General features: G+C 36.3%; 20 protein-coding genes. 12 read left to right on the plus strand and 8 right to left on the minus strand.

The window, feature by feature from the left end; translation table 11 throughout:
• Positions 1-27 precede the first annotated feature (27 nt).
• The 5 genes from B0I22_RS09690 (at position 28) to B0I22_RS09710 (ending at position 6,045) form a co-directional block, all read left to right on the plus strand.
• The gene (locus B0I22_RS09690) at positions 28-3,147 is read left to right on the plus strand and encodes a TonB-dependent receptor (RefSeq protein WP_133944458.1); all 3,120 of its coding nucleotides are present in this window, start codon (positions 28-30) and stop codon (positions 3,145-3,147) included.
• 82 nt (positions 3,148-3,229) lie between these two features.
• On the plus strand, positions 3,230-3,661 hold the full coding sequence (locus tag B0I22_RS09695; protein ID WP_133944459.1) for a hypothetical protein: 432 nt from the start codon (positions 3,230-3,232) through the stop codon (positions 3,659-3,661).
• 82 nt (positions 3,662-3,743) lie between these two features.
• Positions 3,744-4,733: an aspartate-semialdehyde dehydrogenase gene (locus B0I22_RS09700; RefSeq protein ID WP_133944460.1), complete on the plus strand. Its 990-nt coding sequence runs from the start codon at positions 3,744-3,746 to the stop codon at positions 4,731-4,733.
• A gap of 52 nt (positions 4,734-4,785) precedes the next feature.
• Positions 4,786-5,784 carry a cation diffusion facilitator family transporter gene (locus B0I22_RS09705; protein ID WP_133944461.1) on the plus strand — a complete coding sequence of 333 codons (999 nt, stop codon included), beginning with the start codon at positions 4,786-4,788 and terminating at the stop codon, positions 5,782-5,784.
• A 48-nt stretch (positions 5,785-5,832) separates the two neighbouring features.
• A complete protein-coding gene (locus B0I22_RS09710; protein WP_133944462.1) occupies positions 5,833-6,045 on the plus strand; it encodes a hypothetical protein in 213 nt (70 codons plus the stop codon).
• Here the strand turns inward: B0I22_RS09710 and B0I22_RS09715 are convergent.
• Together B0I22_RS09715 and xrtF are read right to left on the minus strand one after the other, a co-directional pair.
• Positions 6,040-6,477 (minus strand): exosortase F system-associated membrane protein, encoded by a 438-nt coding sequence (locus tag B0I22_RS09715; protein ID WP_133944463.1) that lies wholly within the window; start codon positions 6,475-6,477, stop codon positions 6,040-6,042. The genes B0I22_RS09710 and B0I22_RS09715 overlap by 6 nt on opposite strands.
• 342 nt (positions 6,478-6,819) lie before the next feature.
• A complete protein-coding gene (gene xrtF / locus B0I22_RS09720; RefSeq protein WP_133944464.1) occupies positions 6,820-7,350 on the minus strand; it encodes an exosortase family protein XrtF in 531 nt (176 codons plus the stop codon).
• A 56-nt stretch (positions 7,351-7,406) separates the two neighbouring features.
• Between xrtF and B0I22_RS09725 the strand changes: the two genes are divergently transcribed.
• A complete protein-coding gene (locus B0I22_RS09725) occupies positions 7,407-8,426 on the plus strand; it encodes an aminoglycoside phosphotransferase family protein (RefSeq protein ID WP_133944465.1) in 1,020 nt (339 codons plus the stop codon).
• A gap of 260 nt (positions 8,427-8,686) precedes the next feature.
• On the opposite strand, the gene B0I22_RS09730 is transcribed toward B0I22_RS09725, so the two are convergent.
• Together B0I22_RS09730 and B0I22_RS09735 are read right to left on the minus strand one after the other, a co-directional pair.
• Positions 8,687-9,343: a C40 family peptidase gene (locus B0I22_RS09730; protein ID WP_133944466.1), complete on the minus strand. Its 657-nt coding sequence runs from the start codon at positions 9,341-9,343 to the stop codon at positions 8,687-8,689.
• A 224-nt stretch (positions 9,344-9,567) separates the two neighbouring features.
• The gene (locus B0I22_RS09735; protein WP_133944467.1) at positions 9,568-11,766 is read right to left on the minus strand and encodes a glutamine synthetase III family protein; all 2,199 of its coding nucleotides are present in this window, start codon (positions 11,764-11,766) and stop codon (positions 9,568-9,570) included.
• Positions 11,767-12,114: 348 nt separating this feature from the next.
• On the opposite strand from B0I22_RS09735, the gene B0I22_RS09740 reads away from it, so the two are divergent.
• On the plus strand, positions 12,115-13,782 hold the full coding sequence (locus B0I22_RS09740) for a DUF6909 family protein (RefSeq protein ID WP_133944468.1): 1,668 nt from the start codon (positions 12,115-12,117) through the stop codon (positions 13,780-13,782).
• Between the two features lie 77 nt (positions 13,783-13,859).
• On the opposite strand, the gene B0I22_RS09745 is transcribed toward B0I22_RS09740, so the two are convergent.
• Entirely contained in the window at positions 13,860-15,101 is a 1,242-nt protein-coding gene (locus tag B0I22_RS09745) for a DUF445 domain-containing protein (protein ID WP_133944469.1), read from the minus strand.
• Between the two features lie 87 nt (positions 15,102-15,188).
• On the opposite strand from B0I22_RS09745, the gene B0I22_RS09750 reads away from it, so the two are divergent.
• Positions 15,189-16,331 carry a serine hydrolase domain-containing protein gene (locus B0I22_RS09750; protein WP_133944470.1) on the plus strand — a complete coding sequence of 381 codons (1,143 nt, stop codon included), beginning with the start codon at positions 15,189-15,191 and terminating at the stop codon, positions 16,329-16,331.
• A 142-nt stretch (positions 16,332-16,473) separates the two neighbouring features.
• Here the strand turns inward: B0I22_RS09750 and B0I22_RS09755 are convergent, their stop codons facing one another.
• On the minus strand, positions 16,474-17,103 hold the full coding sequence (locus B0I22_RS09755) for a TetR/AcrR family transcriptional regulator (RefSeq protein ID WP_034963774.1): 630 nt from the start codon (positions 17,101-17,103) through the stop codon (positions 16,474-16,476).
• Positions 17,104-17,523: 420 nt separating this feature from the next.
• Between B0I22_RS09755 and B0I22_RS09760 the strand changes: the two genes are divergently transcribed.
• From B0I22_RS09760 to B0I22_RS09775, 4 genes are all read left to right on the plus strand, one after another.
• Complete coding sequence (locus B0I22_RS09760) at positions 17,524-18,147, plus strand: TatD family hydrolase (RefSeq protein ID WP_133945151.1); 624 nt, start codon at positions 17,524-17,526, stop codon at positions 18,145-18,147.
• Complete coding sequence (locus B0I22_RS09765) at positions 18,140-18,865, plus strand: tRNA threonylcarbamoyladenosine dehydratase (protein ID WP_133944471.1); 726 nt, start codon at positions 18,140-18,142, stop codon at positions 18,863-18,865. The genes B0I22_RS09760 and B0I22_RS09765 overlap by 8 nt, the downstream gene beginning before the upstream one ends.
• A gap of 8 nt (positions 18,866-18,873) precedes the next feature.
• Positions 18,874-19,248 (plus strand): ribonuclease P protein component, encoded by a 375-nt coding sequence (gene rnpA / locus B0I22_RS09770; RefSeq protein ID WP_133944472.1) that lies wholly within the window; start codon positions 18,874-18,876, stop codon positions 19,246-19,248.
• Between the two features lie 96 nt (positions 19,249-19,344).
• Positions 19,345-19,938, plus strand: a complete 594-nt coding sequence (locus tag B0I22_RS09775; RefSeq protein WP_133944473.1) for a DUF4126 domain-containing protein — start codon at positions 19,345-19,347, stop codon at positions 19,936-19,938.
• Positions 19,939-19,994: 56 nt separating this feature from the next.
• Here the strand turns inward: B0I22_RS09775 and B0I22_RS09780 are convergent, their stop codons facing one another.
• Positions 19,995-21,392, minus strand: coding sequence for a M949_1556 family lipoprotein (locus B0I22_RS09780; RefSeq protein WP_133944474.1), 1,398 nt, complete (start codon positions 21,390-21,392; stop codon positions 19,995-19,997).
• 27 nt (positions 21,393-21,419) lie between these two features.
• Positions 21,420-24,302 carry a carboxypeptidase-like regulatory domain-containing protein gene (locus B0I22_RS09785; protein WP_133944475.1) on the minus strand — a complete coding sequence of 961 codons (2,883 nt, stop codon included), beginning with the start codon at positions 24,300-24,302 and terminating at the stop codon, positions 21,420-21,422.
• Between the last annotated feature and the right edge of the window lie 38 nt (positions 24,303-24,340).

Consider the following 24,340-nt stretch of genomic DNA (forward strand, 5'->3'; position numbering starts at 1 on the left):
GACTTTTGCGACATAAATCTTAAGAAAATGAAAAAGTCACTAATCGTTGCAATTTTACTTGCCGGTTTTTTCACAGCAACTGCACAGGTAACCACTAGTAGTGTAAGTGGAGTTGTTACTCAATCTGCGGGTAAAAAAACTGCTGGAGCAACAATCAAAGCAGTTCACCAACCTTCTGGAACTGTATATTCTGGAGTTTCTAACAGCTCTGGTTATTTCAATCTACCGAATCTTCGTGTTGGAGGTCCTTATACAATTGAAATTACCTATGCTAATTTGAAACCTGTTGTATATGATGATGTATATCTTCAATTAGGTGAGCCTTTTGCTGCTGACGCTATGTTGACAAATGAAAGCGAAACTTCAATTGATGCAGTGAAAATTGTTGCTATTGGAAGAAATTCTAGAAAAAATGGAGCAACAACCGTTGTTGGCAAAAAGCAAATAGAAAGCATGCCGACTCTAAGCAGATCTCTTCAAGACTTTACAAGACTTACGCCTCAGGCTAATGGAAACTCTTTTGGAGGAGCAAACAACAGATACAACAATATTACAATTGATGGTGCTGTAAACAATGATGTATTTGGACTTTCTGGTTCTGGTACGCCTGGTGGGCAAGCTGGCACACAGCCAATCTCATTGGATGCTATTCAAGAAATCCAAGTAGCTCTAGCTCCTTTCGATGTTACTCAAGGAAACTTTACAGGAGCAGGCGTAAATGCAGTTACAAGATCTGGGACTAACAAATTTGAAGGTTCATTATATTTCTTCGGAAGAAATGAAAAAACAATTGGTAAAAGTGTAATCACGGGTGAAAAATCTTCAAAATTTAGCGATACACAATACGGTTTTAGAGTTGGTGGTCCTATAATTAAAGATAAATTATTCTTCTTCTTCAATGCAGAATCTGGAAGAAGAACTTCTCCTTTAGCTTTCAACGCTGGAGAAGCCGGAAGTACTATGACCAATGACATTGCTCAGCAGATTGCAGATTACACACTTTCAAAGTATGGATATGACGTTGGTAGCTATGGTCCTCAAGACATCCAAACTCAAAACAACAAGTTTTTTGGAAAGATTGACTGGAATATCAATGACAAGCACCAGTTAGCAATTCGTTATAACTACATCGATGCATTTGATGACAACATATCAAGAAGTGGGAACTTCTTCAGATTTGGAAACAATGCTTATAAATTCACGAATAAACAAAGTGGTTTAGTTGCTGAATTAAGAAGTAATTTCAACAGTAGTTTTTCAAATAACTTAATCTTAGGATATTCTTCTATCAAAGATAGTCGTGATACAGCGGGAAGCCCTTTTCCACAAGTCACTATTTTGAATATTGGAGGAGTTTCAGGAGCATCTGCAGAATTTGGGTCTCAAAGAAGTTCATTTGCTAATGAATTAGACCAAACTATTTTTGAAGTGACTGATAACTTCAAATGGAATGTTGGAAAAAACACTTTCACTTTAGGAACTCATAACGAATTTTTCAGTTTCAGAAACTTATTCATCAACAACTTGAATGGTAGATGGGATTTTAACAGTGTAGCAGATTATTTAAACAATGTTCCTGCGAGAGTTAGAGCAACATATTCTCTTGTTCCAGGACAAACAAGACCAGAAGCTAAATTCAGTGCTGCTCAGTTAGCATTCTACGCTCAAGGAGAATCTGAGGTTTTCAAAAACTTTAGATTAACATATGGTATTAGATTAGATGTTCCAATCATTAGTGATGAACCTTTAAGAAATCCAAAAATCGAAGCTGCTTTCCCTGGATACAGAACAGACAATACGCCAAGCGGACAATTGTTATGGGCACCAAGAGCTGGATTTAATTATAATGTAAACGGCGATAGATCTCTTGTAATACGTGGTGGTGCTGGTGTATTCACTGGAAGAGTACCTTTCGTTTGGTTGTCTAACCAGTTTACAAACAGTGGAATGCTGTTCGGTACAGTTGATGCAAGAACAACTGGTATCAACGGTGGCAATGGATTTGACCCAAATATTGAAAATCAACAAAATATGGGTTCAGGATCTACGCGTGCTGAGGTTAATCTAGTAAGCGATGATTTCAAAATCCCTCAAGTATTGAGATTCAACTTAGCTGGAGACTTCAGACTACCTGGAGGAGTCAACGCGACATTGGAAGGAATGGTTTCAAAAACAATGAATAACATTGTATATTCTGACATCAATATTTCTGGAAGCAATGCAAGCATCAATCCTGCTTTATCTGGTGGTGCAGATACAAGACCTAATTATGCTGGACAAAGAGTGAATGCTACCGATTTTACCAATGTTATTTTAATGAGTAATTCTAGCAGAGGTTATACTTATAGTTTAACAACTCAATTACAAAAATCATTCGGTTTCGGTTTAGATTTAATGGCAGCTTACACACACGGTCAATCTGCTTCTATTAATGATGGTAATAGTAGTACAGCACTATCTAACTGGGAGTTTACACAAGTTGTAACAAACCCAAATAATCCTTCTTTAGCAAATTCTAACTTCGATATCAGACACAGAACTATTGGAAGTGCTGGTTACAGAATAGAGTATGGAAGAAACAAAGCATTTGCAACAGGATTCAGTCTATTCTACGCAGGAACATCAGGATCGCCTTTCACATATTTGTATAATGGTGACGTGAATGGTGATGGTGCTTTCTCTAATGATCTTATCTATGTTCCTAAAACAGCAAGTGAAATTAAATTAGTTGCTTTAACAGGATCTAACCCAGCAACAGTTGCACAACAATGGGCTGCATTGGATGCTTTCATCGAGCAAGATCCTTACTTGAGAACTAGAAGAGGACAATATGCTGAGAGAAATGGTGCTAGAACACCTTGGGAACACAAATTCGATATGAGAATCACTCAAGATTTGGGAATTACAATCAAGGACAGAGTTCACAGATTCCAATTGACATTTGATATCTTCAATGTAGGAAATCTTCTTAACAAAGATTGGGGTAAAAGCTACTTCGTATCTAACCAAGCTTATCAGTTGATCACTTATACTACTTCTGGTGGCGGTGGATATACTTTCCGAGCTCCTCAGGATAACAAAGCTTACAACATCTCTGATCTTATATCTAGATGGCAAGGACAGCTTGGTATTAGATATATTTTCTAGGGAATATTACAATTTAATTAACAACCCAAATCCCGGCTATCTGTCGGGATTTTTTCTATCTTTGTCAATCAAAAATCTGAATATGGAAGTTTACAACATTTTAAAATCAGCACACAAAGGTTTCGCTTACTTGGAACTAGGTTTGGTTGCTGCATTTTTAATCCTTTTACTAGTCACAATGTTTGGCTACAGTGGGAAAATTTCAAAAGGCTTGAAAAAAACAACATTGTTCACAATGATCTTTTTTCACGTTCAATTCTTAATCGGAATCATTATGCTGATTATGAGTGCTTCAAAAGGCTTGGATATGGGCGCAGTGATGAAAAATGCTGATTTGAGATTCACATACGTAGAGCACCCGTTCTCTATGCTGATCGCCGCAGTATTGATGACCATCATCAACAAAAAATTCAAAACAATCGAAAAATTGACCATTCCTGTGATGTCATTAGGATTGGTAGCAATTGCGCTATTCGTATTTGCATTCCCTTGGGCAAGAGTTTTCGGAGTTTAATTAATTTAAACTCTAAAAAATTGATCTGATAAAAACACAATAGATTTATCAATTATCATTAATCATTAATCACTTATAAAAAATGAAAGTAGCTGTAGTAGGCGCAACCGGAATGGTTGGACAAGTTATGCTGAGAGTTTTGGAGGAGAGAAATCTTCCAATCACCGAGTTAATTCCCGTAGCATCAGAGAGATCTGTTGGTAATAAGGTCAAGTTCAAGGACAAGGAATTCACAATCGTTAGCATGGACGACGCTATTGCAGCCAAACCCGAGATCGCCGTTTTTTCTGCAGGTGGCAATACTTCATTGGAATTTGCTCCTAAGTTCGCTGAGGTTGGAACAGTTGTGATTGATAATTCTTCAGCTTGGAGAATGGATCCAACCAAGAAATTGGTCGTTCCAGAAATCAACGCGAATGTTCTGACAAAAGAAGACAAAATCATCGCAAATCCAAACTGTTCTACAATCCAATTGGTAATGGTTCTTCACCCTTTGAACATCAAATATGATATCAAAAGAGTTGTTGTTTCAACTTACCAATCTGTAACTGGAACCGGGAAAGCAGCGGTAGATCAATTAAATTCTGAAATCAAAGGCGAAAGTCCTGAGAAAGTTTATCCTTATCAGATCTTCAAAAATGCATTACCACATTGCGATGTTTTTTCTGATGATGATTATACGAAAGAAGAAATCAAATTGATGAAAGAGCCTAAGAAAATAATGGGCGACGATACTTTCAATTTAACCGCAACAGCTGTAAGAGTTCCCGTACAAGGTGGCCATTCTGAAAGCGTGAACATCGAATTCGAAAATGAATTTGATCTTGATGAAGTTAGAAAAATCCTTTCCGAAACACCAGGAATTGTTCTTCAGGATGATGTTAAAAATAACGTTTACCCAATGCCTTTATACTCAGAAGGAAAAGATGATGTTTTTGTAGGAAGAATCCGCCGAGATCTCTCGCAACCGAACACACTGAATCTCTGGATTGTGGCAGACAATCTTCGAAAGGGCGCTGCGACAAACGCAGTACAAATTGCAGAATACTTGGTAGCAAACAACTTAGTTTAAACTAACAAAAATCAAAGAATCTTCGAAAACCTCGAAGATTCTTTTTTTAGCAATGGAAAAAAACAAACAACAAAATTCCAATATCGCATTTCAAAAGTGGATTGCCGCGGTGGGAATTGTTCTTTTCGTCGGTAAGATTTTTGCCTGGAAGATTACCAACTCAGACTCCGTGTTTTCTGATGCGATGGAAAGCATCGTGAATATCATCAGTGCATTTTTAGGGCTTTATTCCCTTTATCTCGCAGCGAAACCTCGTGATGAAGATCATCCTTACGGTCACGGGAAAGTAGAATTCGTAACATCCGCCATAGAAGGTGCTTTGATCTGCATCGCCGGGATTATGATTATCTATGAAGGATCCAACAGTTTAATTTCCGGCAAAGTCCTCAACAAGTTGGATTGGGGGATATGGATTATCGCAGCAACTGCGATCGCAAATTATGTTTTGGGGTATATTTCCATTCAAAAAGGAAAGGCAGAAAATTCTATTGTATTAGTGTCTTCTGGGAAACATTTGCAATCCGACACGATTACAACTTTGGGCGTTGTCGTGAGTTTGGTCTTGGTTTATTTTACCAAGATTTATTGGATAGACTCTGTGGTGGCGTTACTTTTCGGAATTTATATCATCGTGATTGGCTACAAAATCATTCGCCGATCTCTAAGCGGAATAATGGATGAAGCCGACCCGGAAATGCTGAAAAGACTGGCAAAATTCCTCAATGAAAATAGAAAAGCAGAATGGATTGATATTCACAATATGAAAATCCAGCAATTTGGAAGCCGGCTTCACATCGATGCCCATTTGACGCTTCCTTGGTATTTCGAACTCAGAACGGCGCACAACGAGATGGAAGAAGTCATCAAACTAATTGCAAAAAACACAGACAGAAAAGTAGAATTTAACTTCCATATGGACGATTGCAAACCAACATCTTGCGCCATTTGCCAAATCGAAAATTGCCCGGTCCGACAATTTGACTTTGTAAAAAAAGTGGATTGGAACGGCGGAAATATTTCCCAGCCAGATAAGCATACTTTGGAAAATTAATCCAAATCCTATCAAGGAAAACTCAAAACGCCAACGGTCATTTATAATATGAGCGCCGTCCGCCTCAAAATGACTGCCGTCCGTTTCAAAGTGACCAAAGGCGACTTCAAAGTTCGCGTTGGCAAACTCAAAGTTAGTGATGGTAATTTCAAAACGACCACTGTCTTTTGCAAAGTTAAGGTTGGCAATTTCAAAATGAGCGATGGCAAATATAAAGCTACCAATGTCTCTTTCAAAGTTAACGGTGGCGGATATCTATAAATTATCCTGAACAATCTTCTTACGGTAATAAAAAATAGGAATAATCAAAATAACTGGCAATGGCTGTATCACAAACCGCCGGACATAAAATGAAAACAAATATCCAAATTGGAATCGGTCATAGATGCACAGCAAATAAATTGGAAAAACGATTACAAAAACCAAGGTTATCAAAATCAAAGCCTGCTTCGTCCATTCTTTGTCTAGAAATAGAAAGTGAATGATAATCAATGAAAACAATGTGTTCAAACCAAATCTAAATAGATGATTCAGAACCAATTTTCCCCACTCAAAACTGGGAAATGTTGCAGAATGATTGGCAGATTTAAAAAAAATCAAAAACGGATCATAAAAGAAATGATCCTCTACCCCACGGATGGCAACCAACCCGAGAACACCTATTAAAACACAAAAATACCTAAGCATTTTCATGGCGTTTTTGACGTTTGAAAATTGATACGAATACAAACATTTACAAAAAATTTTTAATTCTTTGATATAGAAATAGCATTATGACAATTCCAATCTAAGATTGAAAAGACATAAATTCCTTATTTACTTACGAGAGTAAATTAGCTTTTCTAAAAAACGATTTGTAAAGTGTTCGAATCAGTTCGATTCTGTAGCGAGCTGGCAAAAAGCCCAGTTTGGGGAATAAATTTATTTTTCATTGTTTTTTTCGTGTGTTAGACGACAAAATTACAAAAATAAATACTCTTAATTGCTAACAATCAGCAATCAAAGTCAAAAAAAATTAAAATTCTACATTGATAATTAAGATTTATCGCTTTTTTTCAAAGCAAAAAACTGAATCCAAATCAACCAAAGAATGATCACCCCACCGTAGATAATCGCGGGAAAAATGTAATCGTGACCGACTTTTTCGTAAGCTGGATATTTTAGAAAAATAATATTCAACAGAGCAATTCTGGAAACGTTGAGAAAATGAAGCAAAACAATACCGCCAAAAACAAACAAAAATGTCTTTGCGCCTTTGTAAAACGCAAAAATAAATGCCGCAAAAAGTACTACAACAGAAATCACATTGCAACCTTCCACCATTCTTGTCGTGATTTTCCCATCGGTTTGAAACAAAACGCTATGAAATTTCATATGATCTATCAAAACCGTTGGAAAACCTAAGCCATCCTGCAACCATTTTACCTGAACTGCGACCCATCTGGTAAACGGATCCACAACTTCGTTCGCATAACTATTGAGATAAAACTGATACAGCAAAACCAAAACAATATAGATGACAACAAAGCGCAACAGAATCTTCAGAACCGGCAGAAAATCTTTCATTGGGCAAAATTACAATTTTTCGTGCTTCAAATTCTAATATTAATTAACTTTGTCTTATGCAGGAACACAAGCATTTTTTTGAAGAATTCACAGGAAAACCCGCCGACTCTTTCACCGAATTACCAAGAAGCGGATCGTCCCGAATCAATTATATCGGAAGTTCTGAGAATGGAAAATTCGTCATCACGTACAATGAAAACAATCGTGAGAATGAAGCATTTTTCTATTTCTCCGAATTGTTCAAAAGTCTGGAGCTTAATACGCCAAAGGTTTTCAAAATCAATGACAATCGGGATTTGTATGTTCAGGAATTTTTGGGAAGTCAAACTTTGTCCGAAGTTATTTCGGAGGAAGGATTGTCTGATCGTGTAAAAATTTTAGTTAAAAAAAGTTTGAAAAACCTCTTCGAGCTTCAAACTAAAACTTTGGGAAAAGTAGATTTCAGACATAGTTTTGAGTACGAGAGTTATGACGATTTGCCCATCACGCACGATTTGTATTATTTCAAAAATTTCTTGATCGATGTTCTGGAAATCGAATATCATAAATCCACTTTGCTGAAAGAATTCAAAAGTATTTATGAGATCATTCAGAAATTGGAACCTAAAACCTTAATGATTCGGGATTTCCAATCGCGGAATATTTTGGTTGATGAGAAAGACGATGTTTTCTTTATCGATTACCAATCGGCGATGGAAGGTCCTGCGACTTATGATGTGATTTCTTTTCTCTACCAAGCCAAAGCTAATTTTCCGAATGATTTCAAAGAAGAAATGTTGGAATATTATCTTTCTTTCTGGGAAAATGAATCCGAGAAGCAAGCCTTGAAAGAATCTTTTGAATGGATGAAAATGATGCGTTTTTTGCAGGTTCTCGGCGCTTATGGATTCCGTGGTTTGATTCAAAGAAAACCGCACTTTTTGGCAAGCTTAGCGCAAGGCATTGACAATATTTATGAACTAAACCAGAATTGGAAAGAAATTGCGGTACAGTTTCCGGAATTGTACTTTCTAATCTTGAGACTTAAGAGTAAAGAAGTTCAATCCAAAATTCAGGAATTGATTTTGGAATCTTAAAAATTTTAAATGAATGTTTGCGATTAGCAACAACTTAGTTATTACCAGTTTTTTTGTCATTCCGCAGAAATCTCAACACACTAAAATAAAGTAGTTTAGATTCCCTTCGGAATGACAAAACGACCGCTTATTTTAGTCTTATAATTAATAATGGACATTTAAACTTTGTCAAAGATTTGAAACTTTGACAAAGTGCAAAAATATTCAAATAAAAAAACCTCAGAATATCTTCTGAGGTTTCTCTGAATATGATCAGCTATCTAATTATTTAATGTTGCAAAGTTATTTTCTTTGATGACTCTTTTTGCGAATTTGAATTTCGGTCCCCAATAGTTGTCGTCCAGCGATGAAACCATTACGCCTTTGGAAGTGGCTGCGTGGATGAATTTGATTTCTCCCTCTGCTGTTACTTCTTCTACGATTCCTACGTGTGAGATTCTACCGCCTCTGTGCGAGAAGAAAACCAAATCTCCTTTTTGAAGTTCTGCTTTCTCTACAGAATCACCTTCTTTTGACTGTTGTGCTGCTACTCTTGGAAGATTCATCCCGGCTGCTGCGCCAAAAACAGAAAGTACAAATGCTGAACAATCTATTCCGCTTCTGGAAGTTCCTCCGAATCTGTAAGGCGTTCCCAGGTAACTTTCAGCTTCGGATAAGATGTTATCGATTGTATTGCTGTGTTTGATTGCGTTTTCTATCGCAGATCTTTTGATGTAAGCATTAGCATTGGAAATAGAAGCTAAAACCTTTTTGCTTTGATTATCAGAATTATTCGTGATAGGTTTGATGTCTAGAGACGCAAACTTGGCATCACTTTTGTACGTTGGATTGTTAGAAACCACATAGTTTGAAACGCAAGATTGCAAAGAGAAAAATGTGGCGACAAATAAGAAATAAACTAGAACTCTTTTCTTCATATATATATTTAATTATTTGTTAAACTTGATTGGTTTTTTGTCAAATGCAAAGCAAATTTAGCCATATCTCGTGGAAGGGTCTTCCTAATCAAATTCGGAGCTCTCCAGTTTAACATAATTTAACAGTCTTTTATAGAATGTTAAAGAAAAACAAAGCGCAAAGCCTTTATTTAGACTTTGCGCTTTTATTTTTAGTTAAGATACTTTAACGTTTTAGATTTTTCCTATCTCGTAAATAACAATTCTCTATACTTTGTCATTGGCCAAAGCTCGTCATCCACCATCATTTCTAAAGCGTCAGAACCTTCTCTGATTACCTCAAACAAAGGAATTACGCTGGAGCAATACAATTCTGCCTGTTTTTGACTTCCTGATGTATTTTTAGCTTCATCTCTTGCGGAAAGTAAGTCATCTACGCCAACTTTAATTTTTGAAACATTCTCAGAAATTTGGGAAATCAAGCTCAATTGTTCTTTTGCTAAAGTTTTGAATTCTTTTTCGCTGAAGATTTCTTTTAAACCTCTTACGTTTTCAATTAATCTGTTTTGATAATTCAAAGCGGCAGGAATAATGTGGTTTCTTGCGATGTCCGCCAAAACTCTTCCTTCAATGTCGATTACGGTAGAATATTTTTCTAATTTAATTTCGTTTCTCGCTTCGAATTCACGGTGAGAGTAGATTCCTAATTCTTCGTAAAGGTCAACGAATTTTTTGTTTAATTCTTGCTTAAGCGCTTCTGGCGTTGTTTTCAAGTTGTTCAAACCTCTCTTCTCAGCTTCTTTTGCCCAATCGTCGGAATATCCGTCACCTTCGAACATAATGCTTTTGCAGTCCTTGATATATTCACGAAGAATATTGAAAATCGCTTCGTCTTTCTTCAATCCAGTTTCAATCAAAGCATCCACTTCAGCTTTGAAAGTTTTCAATTGTTTTGCAGCGATTACGTTCATCACCGTCATCACCTCAGCACAGTTTGCAGAAGAACCAACAGCACGGATTTCAAATTTGTTTCCGGTGAATGCGAACGGTGAAGTTCTGTTTCTATCGGTATTATCCAAAAGAATTTCAGGAATTTTTCCGACAACATTTAGTTTCAAATCGGTTTTTTCTTCAGGAGATAATTTTCCGTCGGTTACTTTTTCTAATTCTTCCAAAACTCGGAACAATTGACTTCCGATGAAAGCAGAAATAATTGCTGGTGGCGCTTCGTTTGCTCCCAATCTGTGGTCGTTGCTTGCTGATGCGATAGATGCTCTCAACAAATCTGCATAATCGTGAACCGCTTTCAATGTATTCACGAAGAAAGTCAAGAATTGAAGATTTTTCTTAGGATTTTTTCCCGGGCTCAAAAGATTTTCACCTGTATCAGTCGCCAAACTCCAGTTATTGTGTTTTCCACTTCCGTTTACGCCGGCAAATGGTTTTTCGTGGAACAAAATGCTGAAGTGATGCTTGTGCGCAATTCTTGCCATAATATCCATTAATAATGAATTGTGGTCAACCGCAACATTCGCTTCTTCAAACATTGGCGCTAGTTCGAATTGATTTGGAGCAACTTCATTATGTCTTGTTGTCACAGGAATTCCCAACTTCATACATTCGATTTCCAATTCCTTCATATAGTTCATAACTCTCGTTGGAATCGAACCAAAATAATGATCATCCAACTGCTGACCTTTTGCTGGAGAATGCCCCAACAAAGTTTTTCCTGTTAAAACTAAATCTGGACGGGATTGATACAAAGCCGTATCTACCAAGAAATATTCTTGTTCCCAACCCAAAGTAGGCGTTACTTTCGCTACATTTTTATCAAAATAAGCTTTGCAAACATCGGTCGCAGCTTCGTCAACGGCGTTTAATGCTCTTAATAAAGGCGCTTTATAATCTAAAGTTTCGCCAGTGTAAGAAATAAAAATAGAAGGAATACAAAGCGTAGTTCCCATAATGAAAGCTGGAGAAGTTGGATCCCAAGCAGTATATCCTCTTGCTTCGAACGTGTTTCTGATTCCACCATTTGGGAAAGAAGAAGCATCAGGTTCTTGTTGAATTAATAAAGCTCCGCTAAATCTCTCGATTGCTCTTCCACCTTCGATTGGCGTAAAGAAAGAATCGTGTTTTTCTGCAGTTGAACCTGTCAATGGTTGGAACCAGTGCGTATAATGAGTTGCACCTTTGGACATTGCCCAATCTTTCATTGCAACAGCAACTTGATCGGCAATATGTCTCTGGATTTTTGCACCTTTTTTAATGGCATCCAAAATAGATTGGAATGCTTCTTTTGTCAAATATTCTCTCATTGTTTCTTCTGAGAAAACGTTTTGGCAAAACAATTCCGACAATTTTGACGGAATGTCAATGGCGTTGTCTTGTCTGTAATTTCTGAACGGAAGCTCGGCTAGGGCTTTGAATCTTAATGTTGACATATAAGTTTGTTGTTTTAAACTGGGCAAATTTACAAAATTTTTAAACTAAAATTAATTTACCCCTAAAATTTTATGCTATTTTCTTTAAAATTAATTTTAAATTCCAAAATAACCCCTAAAAAATCAAGGCTAATAAAACTTCAATCTAAACAAATAATATTTCAGAAGTATTATCATAATATGAATAAAATTTATTTTGAAAATTATTTTTCCGTGTTCGGGAGAAAGATTAATTTTAAGACCAATTCTACTTAAAAAACTAACTAATATTAAATTATTAAAAATCAATCACTTAACGATTTAATTTAAATTTTGTAACTTCGCAGACTTTTATAAAAATTTTAATATATGGCAAATTCAAGAGCAAGAGAAACCACAGAGGCTATCGAAAGATTATACGTGTCTATGAGACATTTATTTTACAGAGGATTTTTCAAACCTTCAGGTGTTTCGGGCGAGTCATTAAGAAAACTCTTAATGGTCATCAATCCTGAAATCTACGGAAGTATGAGCATTCCTAATAAGATAGAACTGGACGGTTTACTTTATGTTCTTGACCGTCTTCCGGAAGGCATCGAGGAATGTTCTTTTATTCATTTAACGTCTGACGAAGGTTTTGACAAGGGGAGCTTCGAGCCAATCGTTCCGAAGAAAAGACGCAGAAATTGCTACAGAATCGATGAACATCAGATGAACATCGAAGTTCTATTGGGACGTTCCGAGATCTATGATATTTTGACTCACCTTACTTTCTTATATCTGGAAGCAGACAAAATCAGAAATATTGGTTTTGATATGAGCGAAGATGGCAGACCAAAACGCATCTGGAAAATCATAGAAGAAGTTGCGAAAGGCGAGAAAAAACACAGTAGAAAAGAAAAAGAAGTTGCATTGATTCATCTTTCGTCTTTCTTAGGAAGAACATTTGACGAAACTTTGAATGCTTATAATAGCTTCGGCGATGATAAAAACCCTGACCGTTTGTTCAAAATCATCTATTGGCTTGGACAAGTAAGTTTGACTGATTGGAAAGAGATCAGCCAACGCGAAATTTATTTCTCATCAATACTACAAGAGAGAGTTGGACATCACCTTTTTGGAGAAAGATGGGCAAACAAAATCAAACAGGTTTTGGTAGAGAACAACTTGCATATGCGTCCGCTTCACATCATCAGCGCCAATATGCACTCTGTGAAAAATATGCTTTTTGCCAATGATGCTTTGAGCAAAAAAGGAACGAAAACTGTTGATTACAAACTATTTGCAGACATCAGCAACAAGAAAGACCTTCAAACTAAAGTTTTAGATCACGCCCTGAACGAAGGAATGATTTACATTGATGACAACAGCGGAAGTAATATCGATGTTCAAATCATCGACCTTGCTAAAACCAATCTTCAGAACTCTGTTTTCGCTGGTCAGAAATATAAAGGAGACGATGTAATTTTGGTTTTCGATTACGCTTTCGGAGAACAAGCCTTTGAGGTAATGGACGAGTTATTAAGACCTTACGAAGTAAAAGGCGAAGTTTATATGATGAAAGTAAAATCGGTATCGATAATGGGAAAAGCCGGAATCTTGACTGGCGGAAAAGGCGATATTATGATTCCAACATCTCATATTTTCGAAGGAACTGCCGACAATTACACTTTCGAGAATGCTTTGAAACTGGATGACTTCCAAGACGATGAAATCAAAGCTTTTGAAGGACCGATGATTACAGTTTTGGGAACATCACTTCAAAACAAAGACATCTTATCTTACTTTATGACAACTTCTTGGAAAGCCATCGGACTGGAAATGGAAGGTGCACATTACCAAAAAGCAATTCAGGTAGCGAGCAAAATTCGTCATCACATTTCTCCGGATCTATTTGTGATGTATGCTTATTACGCTTCGGATAATCCTTTGGAAACAGGAAGCACACTATCTTCCGGCGGACTAGGATTGACTGGTGTGAAGCCAACTTATATGATCACACACAAAATTATCGAGAAGATTCTCGGACAGAAATAAAAATTGAAACCTCCGCATTGGAGGTTTTTTTTATGTTCTACTTTGCCAAAATTTCAAATCTTTGTCAAATCTTTTTTTTATATAAAATTCGCAACTGTATAAATTATCAATCCAACCAAACCACCAACAATAGTTCCATTAATTCTAATAAACTGTAAATCTTTCCCAACTTCCAATTCCAACTTTCGACTAAGTTCTTTTCCTTCCCAATTTCCGACAGTTGTACTAATTAATTCCCCGAAACCTTTGGTGTTTTTCAGAATGTATTTGTAAGCGGTCAATCTAACCCAATGGTCAATTCGGTTTTGGAATTGCTCATCGTTTTGAAGATTGAAAACAAACCCATCCAGATTTTTTTTGATGTAAGATTTGAGTTTAGAATCTTGATCGGTCAATTCTTTTATTAATGATGATTTTAAAGATTGCCAAATGTCATTGGAATATTGATTTAGCTTTTCACCTTGAAGAAATTCCGATTTAATGGTTTCAAACTCCGATTCCCATTTTGGTTCTTCTTTCAGTTCTTTTGAAAATTCGAAAATCTTATTCGTTATTTCTGTTCTTAATGGATGTTTCAAATCCTCTTCTACTTCTCGGAAATAATCGCTTAATCCTTTTGTGATTTTTTCTGAGATTTTAGAATCAACTGATTTTGGAATGAAGAAGAAACTTTCTTTTTCTACTCTTTCCGTAACCAATTGTCGATTTTCCAAAATATAATTTTTGATTTGAGAACTAAGTCCTGTTATCAATCTTTGATGGTCGTTTTTATTAAGAATATATTCGATTCCATTTCCGATGACAGAATTGAGTTTAATTGAATCAGCCATTTCCTCAGCTTTGTTCGTAATGAATTTCACGACGGTTTCATCATCCAATTTATTAATGATATTAATTAAAATCGATGACAATTCATTAATCAAAACATTTTGATTTCTATCTTTTGAAAGCCAATCGCCAACGTAAACCGAAACTTTTAGTTTCTGGATATAAGGTCTGATATTTTGAGGCGAAAGAAAATTCTCCACCACAAAATTTCCCAGGTTATCACCAATCTTCTCTTTAGAATTCTCAATCAAATTGGTATGTGGAATTTTCAATCCCAATGGATAATTGAAAAGCGCAGTCACCGCAAACCAATCTGCCAAAGCCCCAACCATCGCCGCTTCCGAAAATGCACGGATGTAACCAATCCAATGCGAAGGATTCTGTTTTTGAAGAATTGTCATCGCCACAAAGACAACTGCCATCAAGATAAATAATCCCGTTGCCAGCATTTTGTGGTTGCGAAGTTGTTGTTTTTTTAAATCATCATTCATAAGATTAGGAAAAAATCGAAAATCATTCCAAACAAAAATATCGTTATTTGAGCAAAATAAATTTATTTTTACATTAAAGTTTTTGAAATGCTGAAAAAGCCACTTAATATATTTCTTCTCGTTGTTGCCACAATTATTTTGGTGGTTTATATTTCTGGCTACAATTATCTTTTCAAAGGCGTCAGACTCACATATCTCCGTGGAGAAACCAGCTCTACGATAGACGATGGAGAATATTTTCCTTCCAAAATCATTTCGAAAGCCCAACCAAAACCTTGGCCTACAGACATTAATTACAATAAAAAACCATTATCTCAAGCCTTAGAAAAACATCTAAAAGACACAGAATCCGTTTCTTTTTTGGTGATTCAAAACGGGAAACTTTTGCAGGAAAGATATTGGGATGATTACAAAAAAAACACCACCAGCAACTCATTCTCAATGGCAAAAACTGTGAGTGTTCTGCTTTTGGGAAAAGCGATTGATGACGGCAGAATCGCAAGTATCAATCAACCCATTTCCACTTTCTATCCAGAATATTCCGAAAAAGAATTTGGCAAAAACCTGACTTTAGGAAATCTCGCATCTATGGAAGCCGGATTGGATTGGGACGAAGATTATAAAAATCCCTTCAAACCAAATGCACAGGCTTACTACGGATTTTCTTTGGCAGACGTTATTTTCAAGCGAAATCTAAAACAAAATCCAGGCGAAAAATTCGAATATCAAAGTGGCGCCACTTTACTTTTGGGATTTGCGATTGGAAAAGCGGTTGGAGTTCCTCTCGCAGATTATGCCTCAGCAAAACTTTGGAAACCCCTTGGAATGGAACAAAATGCGGAATGGACAACCGATGAATTAGGCGTTGAAAAAACCTTTTGTTGCATCCAATCCAATGCTCGTGATTTTGCAAAACTCGGCTCGTTACTTTTGAATGGTGGTAAATTTGAGAACGTTCTACTGATTGATGAAAAATTTGTGAGTCAAATGATTACGCCAACTCAAAACTCAAATGGTGTTTATGGAATGGGCGTTTGGACCAATTACGATTCGAAAACCCACCACTATTATCTTCGTGGACTTTACGGTCAATACGTGATTGTAGTTCCGGAATATGATATGATCATCGTACGTTTCGGGAATAAAGAAGGCGAACAAAAAGACGCAAAAAACCGTCCGGCAGAAGTCGAGTTTTATATTAATGAAGCTATGAAATTAACTCAGAAATAACTTACAAAACCACAAAAGTCACAAAAGAAATTAGGAATTTAAAGTTATTCAAAAGAATAAAAAAGAAATGCTTTTGTGAACTTATTTGAACTTAAGAATCTAAAAAACAAAAAAACTTTTGTGACTTTTGTGGTTAAAAAAATCACTCCGCATCATAATCCAAAAGCGCAAAAACACTCAGCAAAATACTGCTTCTGAGTTTTTGTTCCGCCTCTTTCATATATTGCGCATCGTTGCTTGCAGGGATGTAAAGTTCATAGAAATTTCGGTTTCTGATGACGAACAATGTGGAACCAATAATCATCGTCAGCACATCTTCCGACTTTGGCGCATTGTGGAAAACGCCGGAAACAATTCCCTTTTTCACAATATCATCCAGCCTCGTCACGCAAATCTGATAAAATTCCAAAAGGTCATCTTTCACATTTTCCAAAGTCCGGATTTCCTGCGTCACAAACCCGTGGAAATAGCTGTATTTGAAAAGCAAAGACACAATATAATTGATGATTTCCTTCATTTGCATTTCCGGTTTGCCCTCTTTTATCGTCTGAGCGAATTCCGAAAAACTCTCTTTCGTGCGCTGAACACGGTATTGATAAAGGTAAGACATCATCTTTTCCTTGGACCCAAAATAGTAAGAAATCATCGCCACATTGATGTTGGCCTTCGTACAAATATCACGCACCGAAGTCCCATCGAAGCCTTTTTTCGCAATCAGTTCCTCCGCAACATCCAGGATATTTATTTGTTTTTCTGTAAATTTCTTTCTCATTCGTTTTCAAGGATAGAATGTAAAATTAACATTTATTTTCATTAATTACAATAGATTACAAATTATCATTGATTGTAAGATTTGGGCAGCTTTATCCGCCTTCCACTCCCAATCTTTTTTGCCAACGATTTCCTTATCAATAGAACTCGAAGTTCACGCAAAAAAGGATTTCCGTTCAAGTCGGGCTGCGCTTCGCAAAGTTTCATCATTCATCATCAAACGAAATTTGTCATAACCATCAGCTTTTGTCATTCCGGAGGAATCTCAACAGTCTAGATTCCTCCGGAATGACAAAGTGAGCGTTACATTCTTAGTTGAGAGTAAACACCCTTACGAACCTTAAAATGTTTTCAATAATTTCAAAAAAATCCTTGCGTACTTTGCGTTTAAAAAAACAATCAAAAACCTTTATCTTTGACTATGGATTTTTTGGATTTTCACCACCATCAACTTAGCAAAACTGGGATTTATAATCTGAATCTCAACGAAGAAATTCCAGCTGGGAAATTTTCTGCAGGTTTGCATCCAAAAGACATCACAGAAAACTGGAAATCAGATTTTGAAAAAATCAAAACGATTTCGATGTCAGAAAACTGTTTGGCCATCGGTGAATGCGGATTGGACGGCATTATTTCCATTGACGAAAATCTTCAAAACGAAATTTTCAAAGTACATATTAAGTGGGCAGAGGAAATCCAAAAACCAATCATCATCCATTGTGTACGCAGATTTTCTCAGATTTTACATTATAAAACAGCGAAAGTGCCTTTGGTGATTCACGGTTTTAATAAAAAAGAAAATGTTGCCCAAGAACTTCTGGATGCAGGCTTTCACTTGAGTTTTGGAAGAGCAACCTTAGAAAACTTATCTTTGCAAAAAATAATTAAAAACATTCCCATTCAAAGATTGTTTCTGGAGACAGACGATGCTGATTTTGAAATCATTAAGCTTTATGAAAAAGTGTCTGAAATCAAATCCATCACGCTGGAAAATCTGAAAAATCAAATGTGGGAAAACTTAGATAATATCATTAGGAATGGATAAATTTTGGCTGGAACGCACCGAATTGCTAATCAAAGAAGAGGGAATTGAGAAACTTCAAAACGCTAAAGTTTTAGTAGTTGGTTTGGGTGGCGTTGGCTCTTTTGCAGCAGAATTTTTGGCAAGAGCTGGCATTGGAAAAATGGTGATCGTGGATGGCGATATTGTGGATATTACCAATATCAATCGACAATTGCCCGCACTTCATTCTACAATTGGACAGCACAAAGTGGAATTGGTTGGCGACCGTTTGATGGACATCAATCCAAAGCTTGATTTGACAAAAATCAATGAGTTTTTGGAACCAGAAAGGATGCGAGAAATTCTTCAATCCGAAAAATTCGATTATGTTTTGGACTGCATCGATTCTTTGACTCCAAAAATCGCTTTGATTATCGCTTGCCGAAGAACGAAGACAAAATTGGTATCATCTATGGGCGCGGGCGGAAAATCTGACCCGAGCAAAGTGATGGTGCGCGACATTCATAAAACCAACAATTGTCTGCTCGCAAGACAGGTGAGAAAGCGCCTGAAAAAAGAAAAAATCGACAAAGGATTCCGTTGTGTTTTCTCCACAGAATTGCAAGACGAAGACAGTTTGAAAATGACAGATGGGACAAATTTCAAACGTTCTTTCTACGGAACCATTAGTTTTATTCCAGCGATTTTTGGATTGTATGCTGCCGCGGAAGTCATTAATTATTTAACGGGAAAAGAGTAAATTTTCCGATGAAAATAAACAGTTTCCCCACTCACGAAAAACTGAAAAGAAAATCAGAGATAGACCATCTTTTTAAGAAAGGAAAGTGGCTGACTGTGGACAACATCCGTGTGATTCATATTAAATCCAATGACAGTTTTTCTGTTCCAAATCACAGAATTGGCGTTTCGGTTGGTAAGAAATTTTTCAAAAAAGCGGTTGACAGAAATCGCATAAAACGTTTGTTGAGAGAATCTTACCGATTAAATAAATCGATTTATCTGGAAGCTTTTAAAGAAAAATCTATCGTGATGATTTTCTGGGCTTCCAAAGAAATGCCTGAGAATTTTTCTGTGGTAGAAAATCAATTTTTGAACCTCTGCAAAAAGAAATCTGACTTATAAAGAGAAGTTAGATGTGATATTTTAGAAGCTAGACTTAACTAATTTTTACTTTGCATCTGTTTTTATTTGTAATTTTATTCTCAAACAAAATTGCAAATGTCAGAAATTTTACCTTATTTACTAAGTGCTTTTATCGGAATAGGATTGGCTGCGGCTTCTGGTTTCCGCGTCTTTTTACCAATGTTTGCCGTGAGTCTTGCATCCTATATGGGATGGATTCCGATGGGCGATAACTTCGAATGGCTTTCTGGCTTGCCAACGCTCATCACAACTGGCGTTGCAACCGTGATTGAAATCCTTGCTTACTACATTCCTGTGGTGGATAATTTTTTGGATACGATTACAATTCCTTTGGCGACTATTGCGGGATCGGTTTTGTTTGCCAGCCAGTTTATGGAATTGGGAACTTTTCCACAGTGGGCTTTGGCGTTGATTGCTGGAGGAGGAACAGCTGCTACGATTGCTTCGGGATTTGCCGGAACTCGAGCCGCTTCTACTGCCACAACTGGTGGAATTGGAAATAATGTTGTAGCTACAACGGAAACTGCGGGTGCAGGATTGATGTCGGTTTTAGCGATTTTTCTTCCTGTGATTGGATTTATTTTGGCAATTGCTTTATTGGTTGTTGTTATTTTTTTTGGGCGCAAGATTTGGAAGAAGATGAAATCTTATCATTCTGAAAGTGCTTAAACAAAAAATCCCGCGAGTTGCGGGATTTTTTTATCATTTAAAAATTAAATTTCCAATTATTGAACTTTGATGTCATCTAACTGAATAGTTGTTGTAACGCCAGTACCAGCTCCTTCATATTTGAAAAGTATGAATCCATTTCCAGTCAATGCTGCAGGAATATTGTATGTTCCAGCGTTAGCAAGAACTCCATAACCATTAGTTGGTGTTTTAGGAATCGTAAAGCTTGATGTAATATCTGTCAATGTAGCTGTTGCAATATCACTACCAGGGGTATAGTTGTTTGTTGTATATACTTTAAGTGCATCTCCATTATAGAAACCAACATTAACTCTAAAGCTAAAATTATTGGCTGCTGTAAAATCTACAGGTACAACAAAATAATTTTGAAAAGCTCCATTCCCTGCATTTGCAGACATTTGTATGTATTTGTTACTGCTAAATGTTTTTACCTGCCAATATCTGTTCCCTACATAAGCATAGTTAAGATACTTGGGGAAATTTGCAAGATCAACAGCATAACTTTCAAAGGTTTCCGTAAAAGCACCTGAATAAGTAATATCTGCACCACCTAATAGTCCTGTCGCAAAACGTGGGTTTGTAAAATTAATATCACTTACACCTCTAATAATGTTCTGATAAGGATTAGATCCTGTTCCATATTTGCTTACAACAAAAGTGATATCTCCACTTTTATCTGGAATAACATACGAAGTTCCTTTGAAGAAACCGTCTGTTCTTACAATTCCTGTATTTCCATCTTTATCAACCAAATTTCTATTAGTATCTACATAAGCTCCCGCAAGATCTTTATTCATCAATGGTAAACCTACTTCGTTAGAAGCAAATTGTACATTCTTAACAATTGCTAATGTATTTACATATTTTGGATCTTTGATTTGAGTCAATGTCAATTCTTTCGGAACTATTGTTGCGATATCTAGACCATTACCATTACATACACCAGAGATAAATCTTCCGATAATAGATTCTGGTATTCTACCAATAGCATAATCTGGATCTTTAACACCTAAAGTGATAACATCATTCGATTTTCCAATTACCATTCCATTTGCTTTGATTCTGATGTGTGCTCCAACTGGAAAATCAGTGTAGTTCATAGATTTATTAACACCTACAACCAAACCAACTGTCGGATTTTCTGGCTTATCTTGGAAAGATATTGTTTTGTAAAAATTTCCACTTGCGTCAGAAGAGACAACATATCCATCAAAAATAACTGCTGGATTTGTAGCATCTTGTGCTGGTACAGTATAAACACCTGCTGCTGGAGATTTTGCTACAAATTCTGCCATTGTCATTGTTGGTGCATCAAATTTGTTATTACAAACCATTTCTGGCGCATCCCAATTATCATCTTTGATACACGAAATCTGGGAAGCTCCTAAAACAGCTACACCAAGACTTATTTTGAAGTATTTTTTTATATTCATTTTATTGCTTTTTTAAAAAATTATTAATTAGAATCTAACTTGTAAATTAACGAAGTAGGAACGTCCTTGTGTGTACCAATATTTAGGTGCAAAGTTCGGGGTTTTACTATTAAAATCATTTTCGAAATCAACATTACCGTTGGTATTTCTTATTTGCTCAAATCCACCAGTTATATATTTTGTATTATCCAAAATATTGTTAACAGATGCAGAAATCAACAAATAGTATTTCCCAAAGATCCAAGATTTTCCAACATTAGCATTAATAAAATGCGCAGACGGTAATTTTTTCTGACTCATATAATAATCTAACTTTTCCTGGGTCAATGTTGTAATTGGTGTGTTACTTACATTGTTTGTATACCACTCATCACTTCTTGTAATAGCATTAGGATCAAGATTATTATCATCTAGGTAATTCCAGTTAGCACCTACCCACCAGTAATGAGGATCGCTGTAACGTAATCCTGCTGAGAATGCTTTCTGAGGCGTACCTCCAACTTTCATTCCTTTGATGTTGGTTTTTCCATAATCAACATATGGAGCTGCTACTACATCTGATGCAAAATAAACCGTCGGATTGTTTCTGTAAGTGTAATCTCCCCAGTTTGCTACCCCTTGGAAGGAAAGCGTTGTAAGTATTTTATAATCAATACCCAATTCTGCTCCCATATTTCTCTTGTTCACGTTGGACATTGTTTGTACTACGAAAGCACTTGCTGTTTGTCCTGCGTCGCCTGTATTTTCGTCATCTGTACTTGTAGCAAGGCTAAGCCCGTCTGCAAAAAACCTCTGAACCCCTGTATCATCCTGTGTGTCAACAAGGTATCCGGTTGCTCTCAATTTCATTTTTGGTGTAGAAATAACATAACTCAGGTCATTCGCACTGATTTTGGTATTTTTTATACCTGGAGCCGAATAGTTATTATTTCTTGGATTAATAAAGATATCTTCCAAGAATGGTGATTGTGTGAAATAAGCACCGTTGTAAACTAAGAAGTTTCTACCGTTAAGTCTATAAACGATTTGGCTTTTCAAACCATAATTCCAGTAATTGAAATCTCTACTTTTTCCAAGAGAATTGTTTTGATAAAGATAATGCTGGAACAATCCTTCTCTATTAGAAGTTGAATATCCAAATAAACCACTTACAAAAACATCAAAATTTCCTGTGGAAAACTTAACTCCTGGATTTACTTTTACCTCTTGTCTTCTTAAGATGTAGTTATAGCCAATTTTATCACCAACGTGTTTTGCAAGGCTGGTATCATTTATATCATATAGACCAGAAGATCCTTTTCTGTTGGAATCTGCAAATGGATCAACTCCCAATACATAATCTGCACCCAACATATCCTCAACTTCTCGGTAATATTCGGAACGAAAATTCTGATAAGAAACGTTTAGCAAAAATTTAGACTTGTCTGTAAAGTTGTAGGTATAATGTGTTGCTGCATTCCAGATCTTATCATCACTTACGTCATTTACAAGAAAATATTTTGCTCTGTTTCCTGTAAGACCATATTTCGTAAACATTTCTTGCTGGTCAAAACTGTCTTTCCTACGATTAATATCATATAAAGAATTCCAGTTAAGCTGAGTAACTTCCTGGTTATTATTAACCCAGTTTTCCATAGCCGCATCACGACCGTTTTTTAATTCTGTATATAATGCAGGATCTTGAACATTATGATACGCATTAAAATCTATACTGTTGGAATAATAACTTGGTAATTTTTTGTAATAAGTTGGCGATGGATTACTTGCATTCTGCCAATCCATTCTAGATCCACTATCTTTACCAAACTGATAAGAAATAGAAGTCCATAGATTAGAATTCTTATTAAGTTTCAAGAAATCCTGTAATTGGAAAATAGGCTGGAAACCTTTCCTAACTCTTTCATTTCTTTTTTCACCATTCTGCCATCCCCAATAGGAGTTATAATGTACGCCTCTATAATCATACACTTCCTGCGTATTTGGGCTAGAAGTAGATCTTCTTGTAGGCGATGCAAATGCATTGAATGTAATAGTATGATTATCATTAATTTTCTTCTCAACACCTAAATAAGTACCATAAGCATCATAGAAAGTACCTTCTTGGATTCCTTCTTCTGCCCATCTTTTAGCCCCCATCAAGGTGAAAGCCCAACCACTTTTAGACATCCCCGAAGTATATCTAAGAGAAACTCTTTGTCTGTAGTTTCTGTTTGTAAGTGAATATACAGCCTGGAAACCTTTTCTGTATTCGCTAGCTTTTGTGTTTTTGTAAATAACACCGCTAGATCCTCCAAATGCATATTCTGAAGGCGAATGGTTTGCAGCAATTTCTGGGTATCTTACAATTTCATTAAGCCCTCCCCAGTTAGAAAAATCCACATTTCCATTATCAGATTTCACCATAGAAATTCCGTTTAGCATATTTTCAGAAGTTCTTCCGTCAACACCTCTTGGTCTGAACCAATAAGCACCAAGGTCGAAACTAGCAATTCTGTTGAAAACATCTTGAGAAGATTGCAACAAACCAACAGTAGAGGATTGTCCGCTGTCTTCATCTCCAGAGTTATCAAGGATTGCAAGCCCTTGGTCTGCTCCTGTCAAAGTAGAATAAAGGGTGATTACCCCCAAATCTTTTCTCTTTTCCGTAGTAATGTCAAATTCGAAAGTTTTTGGTTCGAAATTTGCCTTTGTTACCACAATCTGATAATGCCCGGATTTCAGATCTACAAACTGGAAATATCCAATTTTGTCTGCCGAAACACTATTAGCCTCCCCCTTTAGATCAACTTGTGCTTTTTCTACCGGTTTCCCGTCGGCATCTTTTAGGTATGCAAAAACCGTAGTTTGTGCGTAGTAAAATGATGCTGGAAGCATTGTAAATAAGGAGATTAATGATAATTTTTTAATCATAAATCAATTAGGTTTTGTTTGCTCTTTTTTTCTAATAT

Origin of the sequence: Epilithonimonas xixisoli, from assembly GCF_004365655.1 — a bacterium.
Classification (GTDB): Bacteria; Bacteroidota; Bacteroidia; order Flavobacteriales; family Weeksellaceae; genus Epilithonimonas; species Epilithonimonas xixisoli.

Bases quoted from the DNA above. Each gene is read 5' to 3' on its own strand.
- B0I22_RS09775 (WP_133944473.1), top strand. From the start codon at position 19,345: ATGTCAGAAATTTTACCTTATTTACTAAGTGCTTTTATCGGAATAGGA.
- B0I22_RS09755 (WP_034963774.1), bottom strand. From the start codon at position 17,103: ATGAGAAAGAAATTTACAGAAAAACAAATAAATATCCTGGATGTTGCG.
- B0I22_RS09785 (WP_133944475.1), bottom strand. From the start codon at position 24,302: ATGATTAAAAAATTATCATTAATCTCCTTATTTACAATGCTTCCAGCA.
- B0I22_RS09750 (WP_133944470.1), top strand. From the start codon at position 15,189: ATGCTGAAAAAGCCACTTAATATATTTCTTCTCGTTGTTGCCACAATT.
- B0I22_RS09730 (WP_133944466.1), bottom strand. From the start codon at position 9,343: ATGAAGAAAAGAGTTCTAGTTTATTTCTTATTTGTCGCCACATTTTTC.
- B0I22_RS09735 (WP_133944467.1), bottom strand. From the start codon at position 11,766: ATGTCAACATTAAGATTCAAAGCCCTAGCCGAGCTTCCGTTCAGAAAT.
- B0I22_RS09760 (WP_133945151.1), top strand. From the start codon at position 17,524: ATGGATTTTTTGGATTTTCACCACCATCAACTTAGCAAAACTGGGATT.
- B0I22_RS09690 (WP_133944458.1), top strand. From the start codon at position 28: ATGAAAAAGTCACTAATCGTTGCAATTTTACTTGCCGGTTTTTTCACA.
- B0I22_RS09725 (WP_133944465.1), top strand. From the start codon at position 7,407: ATGCAGGAACACAAGCATTTTTTTGAAGAATTCACAGGAAAACCCGCC.
- B0I22_RS09745 (WP_133944469.1), bottom strand. From the start codon at position 15,101: ATGAATGATGATTTAAAAAAACAACAACTTCGCAACCACAAAATGCTG.
- B0I22_RS09695 (WP_133944459.1), top strand. From the start codon at position 3,230: ATGGAAGTTTACAACATTTTAAAATCAGCACACAAAGGTTTCGCTTAC.
- B0I22_RS09705 (WP_133944461.1), top strand. From the start codon at position 4,786: ATGGAAAAAAACAAACAACAAAATTCCAATATCGCATTTCAAAAGTGG.
- B0I22_RS09715 (WP_133944463.1), bottom strand. From the start codon at position 6,477: ATGAAAATGCTTAGGTATTTTTGTGTTTTAATAGGTGTTCTCGGGTTG.
- B0I22_RS09780 (WP_133944474.1), bottom strand. From the start codon at position 21,392: ATGAATATAAAAAAATACTTCAAAATAAGTCTTGGTGTAGCTGTTTTA.
- rnpA (WP_133944472.1), top strand. From the start codon at position 18,874: ATGAAAATAAACAGTTTCCCCACTCACGAAAAACTGAAAAGAAAATCA.
- B0I22_RS09765 (WP_133944471.1), top strand. From the start codon at position 18,140: ATGGATAAATTTTGGCTGGAACGCACCGAATTGCTAATCAAAGAAGAG.
- B0I22_RS09700 (WP_133944460.1), top strand. From the start codon at position 3,744: ATGAAAGTAGCTGTAGTAGGCGCAACCGGAATGGTTGGACAAGTTATG.
- xrtF (WP_133944464.1), bottom strand. From the start codon at position 7,350: ATGAAAGATTTTCTGCCGGTTCTGAAGATTCTGTTGCGCTTTGTTGTC.
- B0I22_RS09740 (WP_133944468.1), top strand. From the start codon at position 12,115: ATGGCAAATTCAAGAGCAAGAGAAACCACAGAGGCTATCGAAAGATTA.
- B0I22_RS09710 (WP_133944462.1), top strand. From the start codon at position 5,833: ATGAGCGCCGTCCGCCTCAAAATGACTGCCGTCCGTTTCAAAGTGACC.